Origin of the sequence: Salegentibacter sediminis (genome assembly GCF_002078605.1) — a bacterium.
Lineage (GTDB): Bacteria > Bacteroidota > Bacteroidia > Flavobacteriales > Flavobacteriaceae > Salegentibacter > Salegentibacter sediminis.
The window spans coordinates 25439-39099 of record NZ_MSJR01000012.1 but is presented as its reverse complement, the minus strand read 5'-3'; the positions used below and the strand labels follow the sequence as shown (position 1 = coordinate 39099).

At 43.6% G+C, this 13661-nt stretch carries 13 protein-coding genes; 5 read left to right on the top strand and 8 right to left on the bottom strand.

Annotation, left to right across the window (positions count from 1 at the left end):
- Positions 1-10 precede the first annotated feature (10 nt).
- The 4 genes from BUW93_RS13980 to BUW93_RS13965 are packed head-to-tail and all read right to left on the bottom strand — an operon-like array spanning position 11 to position 3806.
- Positions 11-670 (bottom strand): YggS family pyridoxal phosphate-dependent enzyme, encoded by a 660-nt coding sequence (locus BUW93_RS13980; protein WP_081212361.1) that lies wholly within the window; start codon positions 668-670, stop codon positions 11-13.
- Positions 671-679: 9 nt separating this feature from the next.
- Positions 680-1915, bottom strand: a complete 1236-nt coding sequence (locus BUW93_RS13975; protein WP_081212360.1) for a DUF1015 domain-containing protein — start codon at positions 1913-1915, stop codon at positions 680-682.
- Positions 1916-1926: 11 nt separating this feature from the next.
- Positions 1927-2817 carry a 3-hydroxyacyl-CoA dehydrogenase family protein gene (locus BUW93_RS13970; RefSeq protein ID WP_081212359.1) on the bottom strand — a complete coding sequence of 297 codons (891 nt, stop codon included), beginning with the start codon at positions 2815-2817 and terminating at the stop codon, positions 1927-1929.
- 23 nt (positions 2818-2840) lie between these two features.
- The gene (locus tag BUW93_RS13965; RefSeq protein WP_081212358.1) at positions 2841-3806 is read right to left on the bottom strand and encodes a Gfo/Idh/MocA family protein; all 966 of its coding nucleotides are present in this window, start codon (positions 3804-3806) and stop codon (positions 2841-2843) included.
- Between the two features lie 133 nt (positions 3807-3939).
- On the opposite strand from BUW93_RS13965, the gene BUW93_RS13960 reads away from it, so the two are divergent.
- Positions 3940-4584, top strand: a complete 645-nt coding sequence (locus tag BUW93_RS13960; RefSeq protein ID WP_081212357.1) for a protein-L-isoaspartate(D-aspartate) O-methyltransferase — start codon at positions 3940-3942, stop codon at positions 4582-4584.
- 5 nt (positions 4585-4589) lie between these two features.
- Here the strand turns inward: BUW93_RS13960 and BUW93_RS13955 are convergent, their stop codons facing one another.
- The 4 genes from BUW93_RS13955 to BUW93_RS13940 form a co-directional block, all read right to left on the bottom strand.
- Positions 4590-5288, bottom strand: a complete 699-nt coding sequence (locus BUW93_RS13955) for an ABC transporter ATP-binding protein (RefSeq protein ID WP_081212356.1) — start codon at positions 5286-5288, stop codon at positions 4590-4592.
- 138 nt (positions 5289-5426) lie between these two features.
- Positions 5427-6398 carry an O-methyltransferase gene (locus tag BUW93_RS13950; protein ID WP_081212355.1) on the bottom strand — a complete coding sequence of 324 codons (972 nt, stop codon included), beginning with the start codon at positions 6396-6398 and terminating at the stop codon, positions 5427-5429.
- Positions 6391-6795 carry a four helix bundle protein gene (locus tag BUW93_RS13945; RefSeq protein WP_081212354.1) on the bottom strand — a complete coding sequence of 135 codons (405 nt, stop codon included), beginning with the start codon at positions 6793-6795 and terminating at the stop codon, positions 6391-6393. Before BUW93_RS13945 ends, BUW93_RS13950 begins: the two co-directional genes overlap by 8 nt.
- 61 nt (positions 6796-6856) lie before the next feature.
- A complete protein-coding gene (locus BUW93_RS13940) occupies positions 6857-8719 on the bottom strand; it encodes an ABC-F family ATP-binding cassette domain-containing protein (RefSeq protein WP_081212353.1) in 1863 nt (620 codons plus the stop codon).
- A gap of 202 nt (positions 8720-8921) precedes the next feature.
- Here BUW93_RS13940 and BUW93_RS13935 point away from each other — a divergent pair, with 202 nt between their 5' ends.
- The 4 genes from BUW93_RS13935 (at position 8922) to BUW93_RS13920 (ending at position 13623) form a co-directional block, all read left to right on the top strand.
- Complete coding sequence (locus tag BUW93_RS13935; protein WP_081212352.1) at positions 8922-9719, top strand: polysaccharide biosynthesis/export family protein; 798 nt, start codon at positions 8922-8924, stop codon at positions 9717-9719.
- Positions 9720-12191: a GumC family protein gene (locus BUW93_RS13930; RefSeq protein WP_081212351.1), complete on the top strand. Its 2472-nt coding sequence runs from the start codon at positions 9720-9722 to the stop codon at positions 12189-12191.
- Between the two features lie 110 nt (positions 12192-12301).
- A complete protein-coding gene (locus BUW93_RS13925; protein WP_081212350.1) occupies positions 12302-12676 on the top strand; it encodes a four helix bundle protein in 375 nt (124 codons plus the stop codon).
- 122 nt (positions 12677-12798) lie between these two features.
- The gene (locus tag BUW93_RS13920) at positions 12799-13623 is read left to right on the top strand and encodes a polysaccharide pyruvyl transferase family protein (protein ID WP_110688302.1); all 825 of its coding nucleotides are present in this window, start codon (positions 12799-12801) and stop codon (positions 13621-13623) included.
- Positions 13624-13661: the final 38 nt, after the last annotated feature.

Genomic DNA, 13661 nt, shown 5'->3' with positions numbered 1-13661 from the left:
AAAATCCTTTTTAATTATAATTTCTTTCGCCAAAAATGCTGCTTCCAATTCTCACCATACTGCTTCCACTTTCGACAGCCAGCTTGTAATCTCCGCTCATTCCCATGGATAGTTCGGTGAGGGCGGGGTATTTTTGCTGAAACTTATCAAAAACACCTTTCAGATACTGGAATTCTCCTTTCACCTGGTTTTCGTCATCGGTGAAAGTGGCCATCCCCATCAGGCCAATTACCTGCGTGTTTTGCATTTTCTGATAAGCTTCGGAAGTAAGTATTTCTTCAGCCTCTTCCGCAGAGATCCCAAATTTGGAATCCTCCTCAGCAATCTTTATCTGAAGCAGGCATTTTATCACCCGCTCGTGTTTTTTAGCTTGTTTATTTATCTCTTTTAATAATTTCAGGCTGTCTACAGCATGAATCAAGCCAACAAAAGGGGCCATGTATTTCACCTTGTTGCGTTGCACGTGGCCAACCATATGCCATTCGATATCTTTGGGAAGGGCTTCCCATTTATCGGTCATTTCCTGGATTTTGTTTTCTCCAAAAATACGCTGCCCAGCCTCATAGGCTTCCAGGATATCCTCGTTAGGCTTTGTCTTGGAAATAGCCACCAGCTTCACGTTTTCGGGAAGCTCGGCCCTGTATTTTTTTATGTTTTCTGAAATGCTCATAATCTAACTTCAAAATTCGTAAATAGTCAACCCGCTTCTTAGTTTAGGCTCAATATAAGTGGTTTTGGGCGGCATGGTCAAATCGGCATCAGCGATCTCCTTGATCTCTCCTATGCTCACCGGTAACATCCCGAAGCCTACGGCAAATTCCCCCGAATCGATTCGGGTTTTTAGTTCAATAAGATCATTACGCCCGTGAATATAGGCGATACGCTTATCGTTTCTGAGATCTTCGATGCCAAGGATTGGTTTTAAAACCTTTTGGTAGAGTATATAAGCATCTAATTTACATAAAGAATCGCTAAAGTCATAATTGGTTTTACGCAAATACAGGGAATAGTATTCCCCGTCAAGATACATATTGAAATGATGTTTTTTGGACGGTCGGTAAACCTCCAGGCCACGGTTTTCTATACGGAAATTCTCATCCAGTAAAATAAGAAATTCCTCTTTGCTGTACCCGTTAAGATTACTTATGAGCCTGCTGAACTCATGAATCTTCAGGTTGCTTTCAGAGATCAAATAGCTCATAAAGAAGTTGTAAGGCTCCTCTCCCGTATGCGCTGCATTCTGCTCTTTCGATTCCTGGGCCAACCTGTAGGAGGAGGCACAGCGATGATGCCCATCGGCTATATAGAGCTGAGGGGTTTGTTCAAACTCCTTTTGGATTTTCTCGATAAGTCCCGGCTGGTCTATTACCCATAAATAATGTAATTCACGGTTCGGGGTGGCAAACTCATATTCGGGGCGGCTCTTCATAACCTCCCGCATAATGCAATTGAGGTCTTCGCTGTCCGGATAGGTTAAAAGTACGGGTTCAGTATTGAAGCCTACTGTTTTCAAATAATCTTTGAAAAGCAACTCCCTGTGATTAATCGTGTCTTCGTGCCGCCGAATTACATTCTCTTTGTAATCTTCGGCACTGGCTGCGGCAATTATGCCGTGTATATTGCTACCCCTGCTTTTTACCTTGTAAATATAAAATGCCGGACTCTTATCCTGAATAAATGTTTCTTCTTCCTTAAACTCTAAATAACGGTTCTTCACCATCTGGAAGCGTTGCCCGCCCTTCAGGTTTTGCTGAAATTTATACCCGGGATTTATGATATGCAGAAAGGAATATGGATTGAACTCCAATTGTGCAGTTAACTCCTCAGCACTGTAATCTTCATAGGGGCGGCTGGCTACAAGGCCTGCTTTGGCCCGCACCGGCCGCACCGCTTTGAATGGAAGTATTTTTGCCAAATTTCTGTATGCTATTTGCTGAATTGTGGCGAAACCTTTTCAGCCTTTTTGTTCTCTGAATAATCATAGAATCCTTCTCCCGACTTAACCCCGAGTTTTCCGGCTCTTACCATATTGGTTAGCAGGGGACAGGGGGCATATTTAGGATTCTTGAATCCGTCATACATCACCTCAAGGATAGAGTGACACACGTCCAGCCCAATAAAATCTGCCAGTTGCAGGGGGCCCATAGGATGTGCCATTCCCAGCTTCATAACGGTGTCGATCTCGTAGACTCCGGCCACCCCGTTGTAAAGCGTTTCTATAGCTTCATTGATCATGGGCATCAGGATACGGTTGGCTACAAAGCCCGGGTAATCGTTAACCTCCACCGGCACTTTGTTCAGTTTTTCTGAAAGTTCCATAATGCTTTTGGTAACCTCATCGCTGGTGTTATATCCACGGATGATCTCTACCAGTTTCATAATTGGTACCGGGTTCATAAAATGCATCCCGATAACTCTTTCCGGATTGGATACCTCCGCGGCGATCTTAGTGATTGGAATAGAGGAGGTGTTGCTGGCAAGAATACTGTCTTTTCGGCAACTTGCATCCAGCTGCCTGAAGATCTTTAGTTTAAGGTCCTCGTTCTCGGTAGCGGCTTCCACCACTACGTCGGCATCTTTTACGCCTTCTTCCAGCTTGGTGTAGCTGGTAATATTGTTAAGCGTGGTTTCCTTGTCTGCCTCGCTTATCTTTTCTTTAGCAACCATCCTGTCCAGGTTACCAGAGATGGTCTTTAGCCCTTTTTCCAGACTTTCTTCTGATATATCGATCAGGTTTACTTTATATCCGAATTGCGCAAAAGTATGTGCGATTCCGTTGCCCATAGTTCCTGCTCCTATTACTGAAATATTCTTCATTTTATTTGGTGTTTGTTGTGTGGTTATTTATTAAAACTGTCAATCACTCCTTTGGCAACCCTCAGGGCTTCAGCGCCCTGCTCCAGGGTAACAATTGGAGTGCTGTTGTTGTTTATAGCATCGGCGAAGGTCTCCAGCTCATCCAGGATGGCGTTATTGGGAGAGACATCAGGATTATCGAAATAAATCTGTTTCTTTATCCCTTCGGCATTCTGAAGCACCATCGCATATTCGTCGGGGTTTTCGGGTGCATCTTTCATCTTTACTACCTCGCATTTCTTTTCTAAATAATCTACCGAGATATAGGCATCCCGCTGGAAGAACCTGGCTTTCCGCATATTCTTCATCGAGATTCTGCTGGCAGTAAGGTTGGCCACGCAGCCATTCTCGAATTCTATCCGGGCATTAGCAATATCGGGGGTGTCACTTATTACCGAAACCCCGCTGGCATTAATGTTTTTTACCTTCGACTTAACTACGCTCAAAACCGCATCGATATCGTGGATCATCAGGTCCAGCACTACCGGTACATCAGTCCCTCGCGGATTGAACTCGGCCAAACGGTGGGCCTCGATGAACATCGGATCCTCTATTCTGGAAACTACTGCTCTAAATGCCGGGTTGAAGCGTTCTACGTGCCCAACCTGACCTTTTATGCCTTTTTTTTCAGCTAAGTCTATAAGTTCACGGGCTTCTTCGTAGGTGTTGGTAATTGGTTTCTCAATAAAAAGATGTTTTTCTTCAGAAATAGCCTTCTTAGCGACTTCAAAATGGGACAGGGTGGGGGTGACCACATCTACCACATCTACTGCCTTAATGAGTTCGTCGAGATCTGGAAAGATCTTATAACCAAATTCTTCTGATACCTTTTTTGCGTTTTCTGTGTTGGCATCATAAAATCCCACCAACTCATATTTTTTTGACTCCTGAAGGAGTCTTAAATGTATTTTTCCTAAGTGTCCTGCACCCAGGACGCCAACTTTCAACATATATCGTAGCTTTTGACACAAAAATAGTGTTTTGATTGTAAATAGTTTAGAAAACGGGGGAATAATCCTTTCTGCTTTTGCTTGCAAAACACCGCTTTCTTTAAGTATTTTTACATCCTAAAATTTTGTTAAGGTGGTTGAGGATAACTTTCGTCATAAAGGAAAAAGACAGCAGCTGGTTAAGACTGTTACCCGCAAGGGAATAACCGATAAAAAGGTGCTGGAAGCCATCGGAAAAATTCCGCGACACCTCTTTATGGACAGTAGTTTCGAAGATCATGCGTATCAGGACAAGGCTTTCCCCATAGCGGCCGATCAAACCATCTCACAACCTTATACCGTAGCTTTTCAAACCGAGAAACTCGAGATAGAAAAAGGAGATAAGGTCCTGGAAATTGGAACCGGAAGCGGGTATCAAACCGCGGTGCTTTGCGAACTGGGCGCGAAGGTCTACAGCATAGAACGCCAAAGAGAACTCTATAAAAAGACTAAAAACTTCCTGAGTAAGATTGGCTACCGTCCTAAATATTTGAGTTTTGGTGATGGCTACAAAGGATTGCCGGAATATGCACCTTTTGATAAGATAATCGTGACGGCGGGAGCACCCTATGTGCCTAAAGATTTGTTGGGACAGTTGAAAATAGGCGGCAGGATGGTAATTCCGGTTGGCACTGAGGTTCAAACAATGACGATGTTTATTAGAAAATCTCCAAAGGAATTCGATAAGACCGAATTTGGGCAGTTCAGATTTGTGCCACTATTAGAAGATAAAAACTAAGTCTATTAGTTGTAAACACGTTCCTTTCTAATATCGCTTTCCACCATTCCGTCTTTCAGTCTCACGATGCGGTGGGCGTGATTGGCTATTTCTTCTTCATGAGTAACCAGGATTACCGTATTTCCATCAGCGTGAATTTTGTCGAAGAGCTTCATGATTTCTACAGAAGTCACCGAATCCAGGTTCCCCGTTGGCTCATCGGCCAAAATTATAGAAGGATTGTTCACAAGCGCACGGCCTACGGCCACCCTCTGCCTTTGCCCTCCTGACAGCTGGTTGGGTTTGTGGTCCATCCTGTCGGCCAGACCTACATTGTTGAGTACTTCTTCCGCCCGTTTTGTTCTCTCGGTTTTTGAGTATCCGGCGTAAACCATTGGGAGGGCTACATTGTCCAGAGCGGTGGTTCTGGGTAACAGGTTAAAGGTCTGAAAGACAAAGCCGATCTCTTTATTCCTGATCTCAGCCAGCTCATCATCGCTCATTTTGCTCACATCTTCTCCGTTCAGAATGTAAGTTCCTGAAGTTGGTGTATCCAGACAACCCAGCAAATTCATTAAAGTTGACTTTCCCGAACCTGAAGGCCCCATCAGGGCAACGTATTCTCCCCGGTCTATGTCCAGATCAATTCCTTTTAAAACCTTTACTATCTCGCTCCCCAGTGGAAAATCCCGGGTGATGTTCCTGATCTCAATGACTTTGTTCATGCAGCTTGTTTTACTCGATAATCGAGATTTTAATGCGCCGGGGCTTCCCCCGGAAGTTAAATTTAGTGTCCATCTGGATGCCTTGTAGGCATACTCCATGGTTGCATACGTGAATATGACGCATCCTTTGCTCGTTTGTTACAATCTGATTATAAAATCTTGTTTTGCCTGTTCTTTTCTGAAAAATATCAATCCCAGATGAAAAGTATCTATGCTCACCCGAACCTCCGGATGTTTTTTGATAATCTCCCAGGCTTCTTCCATCCCCGCCGACCAGTGAATATCATCAAAAATAAAAACCGAATCATTATGCGCGGTAGGAAGTAACAACTCAAAATATTTTAAAGTCGCCTCTTTGGTATGATGCCCATCGAAGTAGATTAAATCGAAAGTTGTTTGTTGTTTTCGGTTTTGGGTTCTCAATTTTTGGGAGGTTTGGGATTTATCCTTGACCGATGAAGCCTCGTGAGCTGTTTGTGGTTTTTGGTTTATTGTTTGTTGTTTGTTCTCCACTTCGTCTCCACTCTCCACTTTCTTCTCTCCACTCTCCACAATATCTCCTAACACCTCTTCAAATTCCCCAACTTTCAGCTCTACATTATCAAATCTGAATTTCTCCAGTTGTCTTCTGGCAGCTCCTGCAGTTTCAGGACAACCTTCAACAGAGATTATCCGGGCATTTGTGTTGAGGGCCAGGGCCGAGGTGCCTATTCCCAGGGAAGTACCCAGCTCCAGAATATCCCTGCACTCCAGGTATTTTGCCAGCCTGAACAGGAATTTGGCTCTCTTCTTCGGGATTCCTACATTCCTGGCTATAGCCGCAATCTCCCGTTCCTTCGATTTAAATACTCTGCTGCCCGCCCCGAAATCGGTAACACTTATCTTTCGTTTTTCCTTCAGTAGTTCCTTTCGGTAATTCTCTAAAACCTCATATTCAGGATACTTCGTCTTATCATAAAAACACCGCGTCACCAGCTCATATACAAAAGGGGAGTGGAGGCCGTGTTGGTTTTGGCTTTTTAATAAGAATCTGAAAAATGAAATGAACGGGTGGAAATGTTTGTGGTTTGTTGTTTGTGGTTTGTTGTTCGTTTCTTTAGAATTATTCATTTCCGGGCTTTTTGAACTTAATTCCTTTTAGGTCTGATTTCCTAAGATAATGTATAAATGCACCTATCTTATTTTCAGCCTGATTACAATCATTCTTTAACTCATTAAACTGGGCTTCTGAAATCAGGCCTTTATCCAGAGCTCTGTAGAGTTGTGACCTTAACTCAGAAGATGAACCCTTTGAGAAACTCAGGAAATTGTGAAATTCTTTATTGCCGCCCCTTCCAAAACCCTCAGCAATATTATCCATTATCGAACCTGAGCTTCTCTCCATTTGATCCCGCAATTTGAAGTTTTTTCCTAAAGCTGTATTCTTAAATAGCTTTTCTGTTTTTTGACAAATTATCCGGGCTAGTTGCCAGGCATCAATATCTTCGAATTTTTCAATTTTCCCCATTGTTTAAAGATTGTTGATTTATCTAAAAATAAACAATAAACCCTAAACAATAAACACCAAACTATTCGGCTTGCGAACCAAGCTCAAACCACCTTTCGGTCTTGGTTTCAATTTTATCTTCTATTTCCTGAAGCGCTATTGAGTTCTTTTTAATTTCTTCGGGATCCAGGTCTTCGAGGAATTTCTGCTGAAGTTTCTTCTTCTCTTTTTCCAGTTTAGCGATCTCCTTTTCCAGCTTCCCGAATTCCTTTTGCTCGTTATAGCTTAACTTACTGCCGCTACTGGTTTTTTTCCAGTCTTTCTTGGTCTCAAACTCTTTGGTGTCTGCTTTGGTTTCCGCCGGACTGCTTTCCTCGTAGTTTCGGAAATCAGAGTAATTACCAGGGAAGTCCTGGATCTCTGCTTTACCCTTGAAAACGAAAAGGTGATCTACAATCTTATCCATAAAATACCTGTCGTGGGAAACCACGATTAAACAGCCGGGGAAATCCAGTAGAAAGTTTTCCAGCACGTTCAGGGTTACGATATCCAGGTCGTTAGTAGGCTCATCGAGAATGAGAAAGTTCGGGTTCTGGATCAATACGGTACATAGATACAGGCGTTTCTTTTCTCCCCCGCTTAATTTTTCCACAAAATCGTATTGTTTCTTGCGATCGAATAAAAAGCGTTCCAGCAGTTGCTGTGCCGAGATCTGCCTGCCTTTCTTTAGTGGGATATAATCCCCAAATTCACGAATCACTTCAATCACTTTCTGCCCCGGCTTTACTTCGATTCCGGCCTGGGTGTAGTACCCGAATTTTATAGTCTCGCCAATTACAACCTTTCCGGTATCTGGTTTTATAGCTCCCGTGAGAATATTCAGGAAGGTCGATTTTCCGGTACCATTTTTCCCGATTATCCCTATGCGCTCACCCTTTTTGAAATTGTAATTGAAGTTTTTCAGCAATTCTTTTTCCTCGTAGGATTTGGAGATATTATGAAGCTCCACCATCTTGCTGCCCAGTCTCTCCATATTGATCTCCAGCTGCACCTCATGATCTTTACGGCGTTGTTGTGCCCGGTTTTTTATATCGTGGAAATCTTCAATGCGTGATTTGGATTTGGTGGTACGGGCCTTAGGCTGCCGGCGCATCCAGTCCAGTTCTTTTTTATAGAGTTGCTTGGCTTTTTCGGTATTGGTTTGTTCCAGTTCTACCCGGCTCTCTTTTTTGTCCAGGTAATAGCTGTAATTCCCTTTGTAGGTATATAACTTTCCGTGATCCAGTTCTACGATTTCGTTGCATACGCGCTCCAGGAAATACCGGTCGTGGGTAACCATAAAAATGGTAAAGTTCTCTTTTCTGAAATACTCCTCCAGCCACTCGATCATATCCAGGTCGAGGTGGTTGGTAGGCTCATCCATAATGATGAAATCGGGTTTCTGGAGCAACATCACCGCCAGGGCGAGTCGTTTCTTCTGTCCCCCGGAAAGGTATTTTACTTCTTTCTCCAGGTCTTCCAGTTTCAGCTTGAAAAGGATCTGTTTATACTGGGTCTCAAAATCCCAGGCCTGTGCTGCTTCCATCTGCTCAAAAGCTTTCTGGTAAGCATCGGCATCATCGGGGTTTTTCAGCGCTTTCTCGTAGGCCCTGATGATCTTCAGAGTATCATTTTCCGAAGAAAATATGGTTTCCTCTATGCTGAGATGCGGGTCCAGATTGGGTTCCTGCCCCAGGAAAGCTACGGTAATGTTTTTACGATACACTACTTTACCTTCATCGGGGCTGTCTGAGCCCGCCAGGATATTGAGTAGCGAGGTCTTTCCGGAGCCGTTTTTGGCGATAAACCCGACCTTCTGCCCTTCATTTATTCCGAAGGAAATATTATTAAATAACTGCAATTCGCCATAAGACTTGGCGATATTTTCTACTGAGAGGTAATTCACAAATTCAAATTTGTCGCAAAATAACAGGAAAATTGCGACTTAATTTTATTATTAGCCTACAAAAACTATATTTGTTAAAACTATCTAAACAGGTTTTGCTTAAGGGATTGGATGAGGAGGGCCGCATTAGCCTTAAACCTTTTTACTTTATTCAGTGGAAGTCCTGTAAAAAGATAGTTTGCCAACAAATAGCCTCTTAAATATGCTGAAGCAGTATAAAAGTATCTTATTTCTTATTGCGGTAGTGCTGAGCTTTTCTTCCTGCGTCTCTACCAAAAGAATTACTTACCTGCAGGACAATGAGCAGGATCTGGATAGTATTATTGAGATTCAGCAACTAAAAAAACCTTACCGTATCCAAACCGGAGACCTGTTAAGTATTCGTGTTAAAGCCCTGGACCAGGAACTAGTTGGGATGTTTAACCCTGTTGATGAGGCCAACCTTAGCGCCACCACCGAAGAGCGTGTGTTCTTTGACGGCTTTACGGTAGACGATCATGGAAATATCAGGGTGCCCACCCTGGGGGAAGTGAATGTGCTGGGGTATACCGAAAAGGAAGTACGTGAGAAGATTGAAAAACTACTGCTGGAAAATTACTTCAAAGATGAGGCGAATATATTCGTTACCGTTAAACTTGCCGGGATAAGGTATACCACCCTGGGGGAAATTGGTACTGGAAGCCAGGTGATCTATAAAGAGAAGGTGACTATCATGGAAGCCGTGGCCAATGCCGGTGGCATAAGCGAATACGGCGATATGCAGAATGTAAAGATCATCAGGCAGTTCCCTCACGGGGAAGAGGTTTACAGCATAGACCTTACCAACATCAATGCGATAAGCAGTCCATATTACTACATACAACCAAACGATATGATCGTGGTGAACCCTTTGCCTCAAAAGGCGCTGGGTTTTGGAACTACAGGAATGGAGGCATTCCGAACAGGGGTGACCCTGCTCTCGGTGGTAACCACTTCGATCTTATTATTTACCCGACTCTAGATGGCACATGAAGATGATCACATATCAGACGTAGGCTCCACCTTTGATTTTAAAGGTTTTGTTCTTAAAGTGATAAGTTACTGGAAGCTTATCCTGCTTTCAGTGGGGATTAGCCTGGCCGTAGCCTATTACAATAATGTGCGGAAACTTCCGGTCTATAGCCTTGGGAATTCTATTTCTATAAAAGACGACCAGAATCCTTTCTTTACTTCCAATACCAGCTTAACTTTTAACTGGGGTGGAACTTCAGATAAAGTAAATACTGCAATGACCATCCTCCGGTCCCGCTCCCATAACGAGGAAGTGGTGGAGAAGCTTCAGTTTTTCACCAATTATCTTGAAGACGGGGAATATCAGCGGGTAGATGCCTACGGAAAAACCCCTTTTGAGGTGGTGACCGACACCCTGAAACCGCAGGCCCTCAATGTTATTATGGTGATCAGGATGAAAGATTCAGCAAGCTATAATATCCAGGCTAATGTGCCCGCGACACTTAGTCTTCAGAATTATGGCAGCAAGGAGAAATCCTCACTTAGTACTGAAGCCAGGGAATTCAACAGAAATTTCAAAATAGGGGAAAAAGTCAACCTGCCTTTTTTTAACGGACGGGTTATCAGAACCAGCCAGGCCCTGCAACCCGGAAAGCCTTTCTATGTTAGTTTCCTCAATTTTGATTCGGCAGTAGGGCGATATCGCGGGGTAAATGTGTCCCCGGAATCCCAGGGATCCTCGGTGATCAGGCTTAGCAAATCGGGAGGAAACAAAGCCAGGATCGTGGATTACCTCAATGGAACAGTGAGGGTGCTGAGTGAAAATATGCTGGCCCGAAAGAATCTTTTTGCTACTAAGACCATCCGTTTTATAGACAGCAGCCTGGCAGTGCAATCTCAGGCGCTTAAGGCAGTGGAGGATGAGCTCAACCAGTTTAGGAATGAAAATGCGATAATGGATATTTCTGCGGAAAGCTCCCAGCTGTCCAATAAACTATCTACTCTTGATCTTCGGAAAGAGGATATTCGTAGACAACTTTCTTACTATGAAACCCTGCGGACTTATCTCGAAACCCGCACCGATTATTCTAACGTGCCGGCACCTTCGGTCGCCGGGATCAGTGAAGGGAGTATCGCCAGTGGTGTATCCAGGATCATTACTCTGGCCGAAGAGCGCAGCAACTATCAATACACCCTGAAGGAAAACTCCCCGGTTTTTGACGATATAGACCGGCAGATAAATTCGGTAAAATCTATACTATTGGAAAATATAAGTTCCTCCAAAGGCCTGTTGCAGGAGGAACTCCGTGATGTAAATCGGCAGATCGCCAACCTGGAAGCCGAGATCAGAACCCTGCCCCAGGAAGAACAGGACCTGTTGAAGATTCAGCGGCGCTATAGTCTGAATGAAAAAAGTTATAACCTCTTTCTGGAAAAACGCAGCGAAGCCGGGCTCATAAAAGCAGCCAACGTTAGCGATGTGATGATTATCGACCCGGCAAAAGATACCGGGGGCGGGCAAATAGGGCCTAACACTCAGCTTAACTATGTTATGGCTGTGCTGGTGGGGGGCGTTATCCCGCTTACCTTTGTTTTCCTGCTGGTTTTCCTGAATACGAATATTCATAATGCCCAGGAAGTAGGCAGGCTTTCACCAATACCCATACTCGGGATGATCGGGAAGAGTAAATCAGACTCTAACCTGGTGGTTTTCGACAACCCTAAATCTTCAATCGCTGAAGGTTTTCGTGGGCTCCGCTCGAGCCTGCAGTTTATGTATAAAAAACAGGGAGTTACGGGCTCCAAGACCCTTTTGATCACCTCCTCGGTTTCCGGAGAAGGGAAGACCTTCTGTGCGATGAACCTGGCTACCGTCTTTGCGCTCAGTCAGCGTAAGACCGTACTGGTAGGGGTCGATTTACGTAAACCCAAGATCTTTGATGATTTCGAACTCAACAACGACCTGGGAGTGGTAAATTACCTTATCGACCAGGCTACTTCCGAAGAGATTATTCAGCAGAGTAAAATACCTTACCTGGATGTAATTACCGCCGGGCCCGTGCCTCCAAACCCATCAGAGCTGTTAATTAATGAGCAGATGGATGTGCTAATGGAAGAGCTAAGACAGAAATACGATTATATCATCCTGGATACCCCACCAATAGGTATGGTGGCCGATGCTCTTAACCTGGTAAAATACGCCGATGCCACTATCTATATGATCCGGCAGGATTACACCAAACGCGGCATGCTGGAATCCATAAATGAGAAATATCACAAAGGCGAGATCAAAAACATAAGCTATGTGCTTAACCACTTCGTGCACCGCGCCAAATACGGCTACGGTTATGGTTACGGTTATGGCTACGGTTATGGCTACGGCTATGGCTACAATCGTTACTCCAAGGGCTATGTGGAGAAATCAGACCCCGCCCGAAAATTTAAGAAGTGGTGGAAGAAGGCGATGAGGAATTTTGAATAATAGTGGAGAGTGGATTTGACCCGGCTATGCCGGGAGAGGAGAATGGAAAGTATGACTGTTAAAGGTCGATTTTTCGGTGTAGTAGTTTAGAGAAACACAAACTTAAAATTATGAAGGACGTACATTTTAACTTTGAGGATCTAAAACTCTATCAAAAAGCATTGGATTTTACAGATTATGCATACGAGCTAGCTGAAAAATTCCCAGCCTTTGAAAACTTTGGTTTACGTTCTCAATTTACGAGAGCTGCGGTATCCATAGCCCTAAATAGCAGTGAGGGTTCGGGGGATACTGATTTGCAATTCAATCGTTATCTGGAAATGGTTTCTGACTCCATACGAGAATGTGTAGCTTGTACCACCATTGCATCCCGTAGAAATTATATTTTAAAGGAGGAAAATATCAAAGCAAGAAATATGTTATTGGAGTTGCTTAAAATGACCAGGGGTTTACAAAGATATCTGAAATCTAAATCAAATAAATAGATTCAGTTCACTCTCCACCAAAAAGATGATTAATGAAGAAAACAGGGAATCAACTCTCCACTTTCCACTCTCCACTTTCCACTGAATAGAAAAAAATAACCAAAGCCTAAAAGAACAGACCATTGAAAAACAGCCCATCAATCCCTCTCTTTTACTGGAGCGAAATAAAATTCATTTTCAAAGAAAAAGAGAATTACGGCGACCTGCTTTCAAAATATCTTGTCGAGAAAATCTCTGGGCGGGAGGTGAAGTTTGTTCACCCCAGGAAACAGCCCTGGTATAAATGGGATAAATCTCATTACCTGGCTATTGGGAGTATTCTCCCGCATGCCACAAAAGATAGTATCGTTTGGGGGAGTGGGATCATAGACCGGGAGCATCATATCGCCTCTGCCGACTTCCGGGCGGTGAGAGGACCGCAAACCCGGAAGTTTTTGCTGGATCTTGGCTATGAATGTCCGCCTGTTTATGGGGACCCCGCAATCCTTTTACCCGAATATTTTAATCCGCAGGTAGAAAAAGAATATGAGTTAGGCATCATTCCACATTATCACGACTATAAGAAGACGGTGGATCTCTTCGGAAATAATCCCGATATCAGAGTGATAGACCTGATGTGTTTGGATGTAGAGGAGGTGACCCGGCAAATTATGAGCTGCGAAAGAATCCTTTCCTCCTCCCTGCACGGACTAATAGTCTCCCATGCTTATCGCATACCCAGCCTTTGGGTAGAATTTTCAGATAAGATCTTTGGCGATGGTATCAAGTACCCCGATTATTTGGAATCGGTAGATATGCCGGTATATGAGCCACCTTTCATAGACGAAGTTTGCTCCAAAGAAAACCTGAATTCTTTGTTCAATGACTTCCCGGTGCTTCCTGAAAAAGAAAAAATAGAAGCTCTTCAGCAGGGCTTATTAGAAGTTTGTCCTTTTTTACTGGAGTAAAATTTGAATTCTTTCTTTAAATTCTTCTGTTACCAATA

Coding starts and splice junctions, on each gene's coding strand:
- BUW93_RS13980 (WP_081212361.1), bottom strand. CDS start 670: ATGAGCATTTCAGAAAACATAAAAAAATACAGGGCCGAGCTTCCCGAA.
- BUW93_RS13970 (WP_081212359.1), bottom strand. CDS start 2,817: ATGAAGAATATTTCAGTAATAGGAGCAGGAACTATGGGCAACGGAATC.
- BUW93_RS13965 (WP_081212358.1), bottom strand. CDS start 3,806: ATGTTGAAAGTTGGCGTCCTGGGTGCAGGACACTTAGGAAAAATACAT.
- BUW93_RS13955 (WP_081212356.1), bottom strand. CDS start 5,288: ATGAACAAAGTCATTGAGATCAGGAACATCACCCGGGATTTTCCACTG.
- BUW93_RS13950 (WP_081212355.1), bottom strand. CDS start 6,398: ATGAATAATTCTAAAGAAACGAACAACAAACCACAAACAACAAACCAC.
- BUW93_RS13945 (WP_081212354.1), bottom strand. CDS start 6,795: ATGGGGAAAATTGAAAAATTCGAAGATATTGATGCCTGGCAACTAGCC.
- BUW93_RS13935 (WP_081212352.1), top strand. CDS start 8,922: ATGCTGAAGCAGTATAAAAGTATCTTATTTCTTATTGCGGTAGTGCTG.
- BUW93_RS13930 (WP_081212351.1), top strand. CDS start 9,720: ATGGCACATGAAGATGATCACATATCAGACGTAGGCTCCACCTTTGAT.
- BUW93_RS13925 (WP_081212350.1), top strand. CDS start 12,302: ATGAAGGACGTACATTTTAACTTTGAGGATCTAAAACTCTATCAAAAA.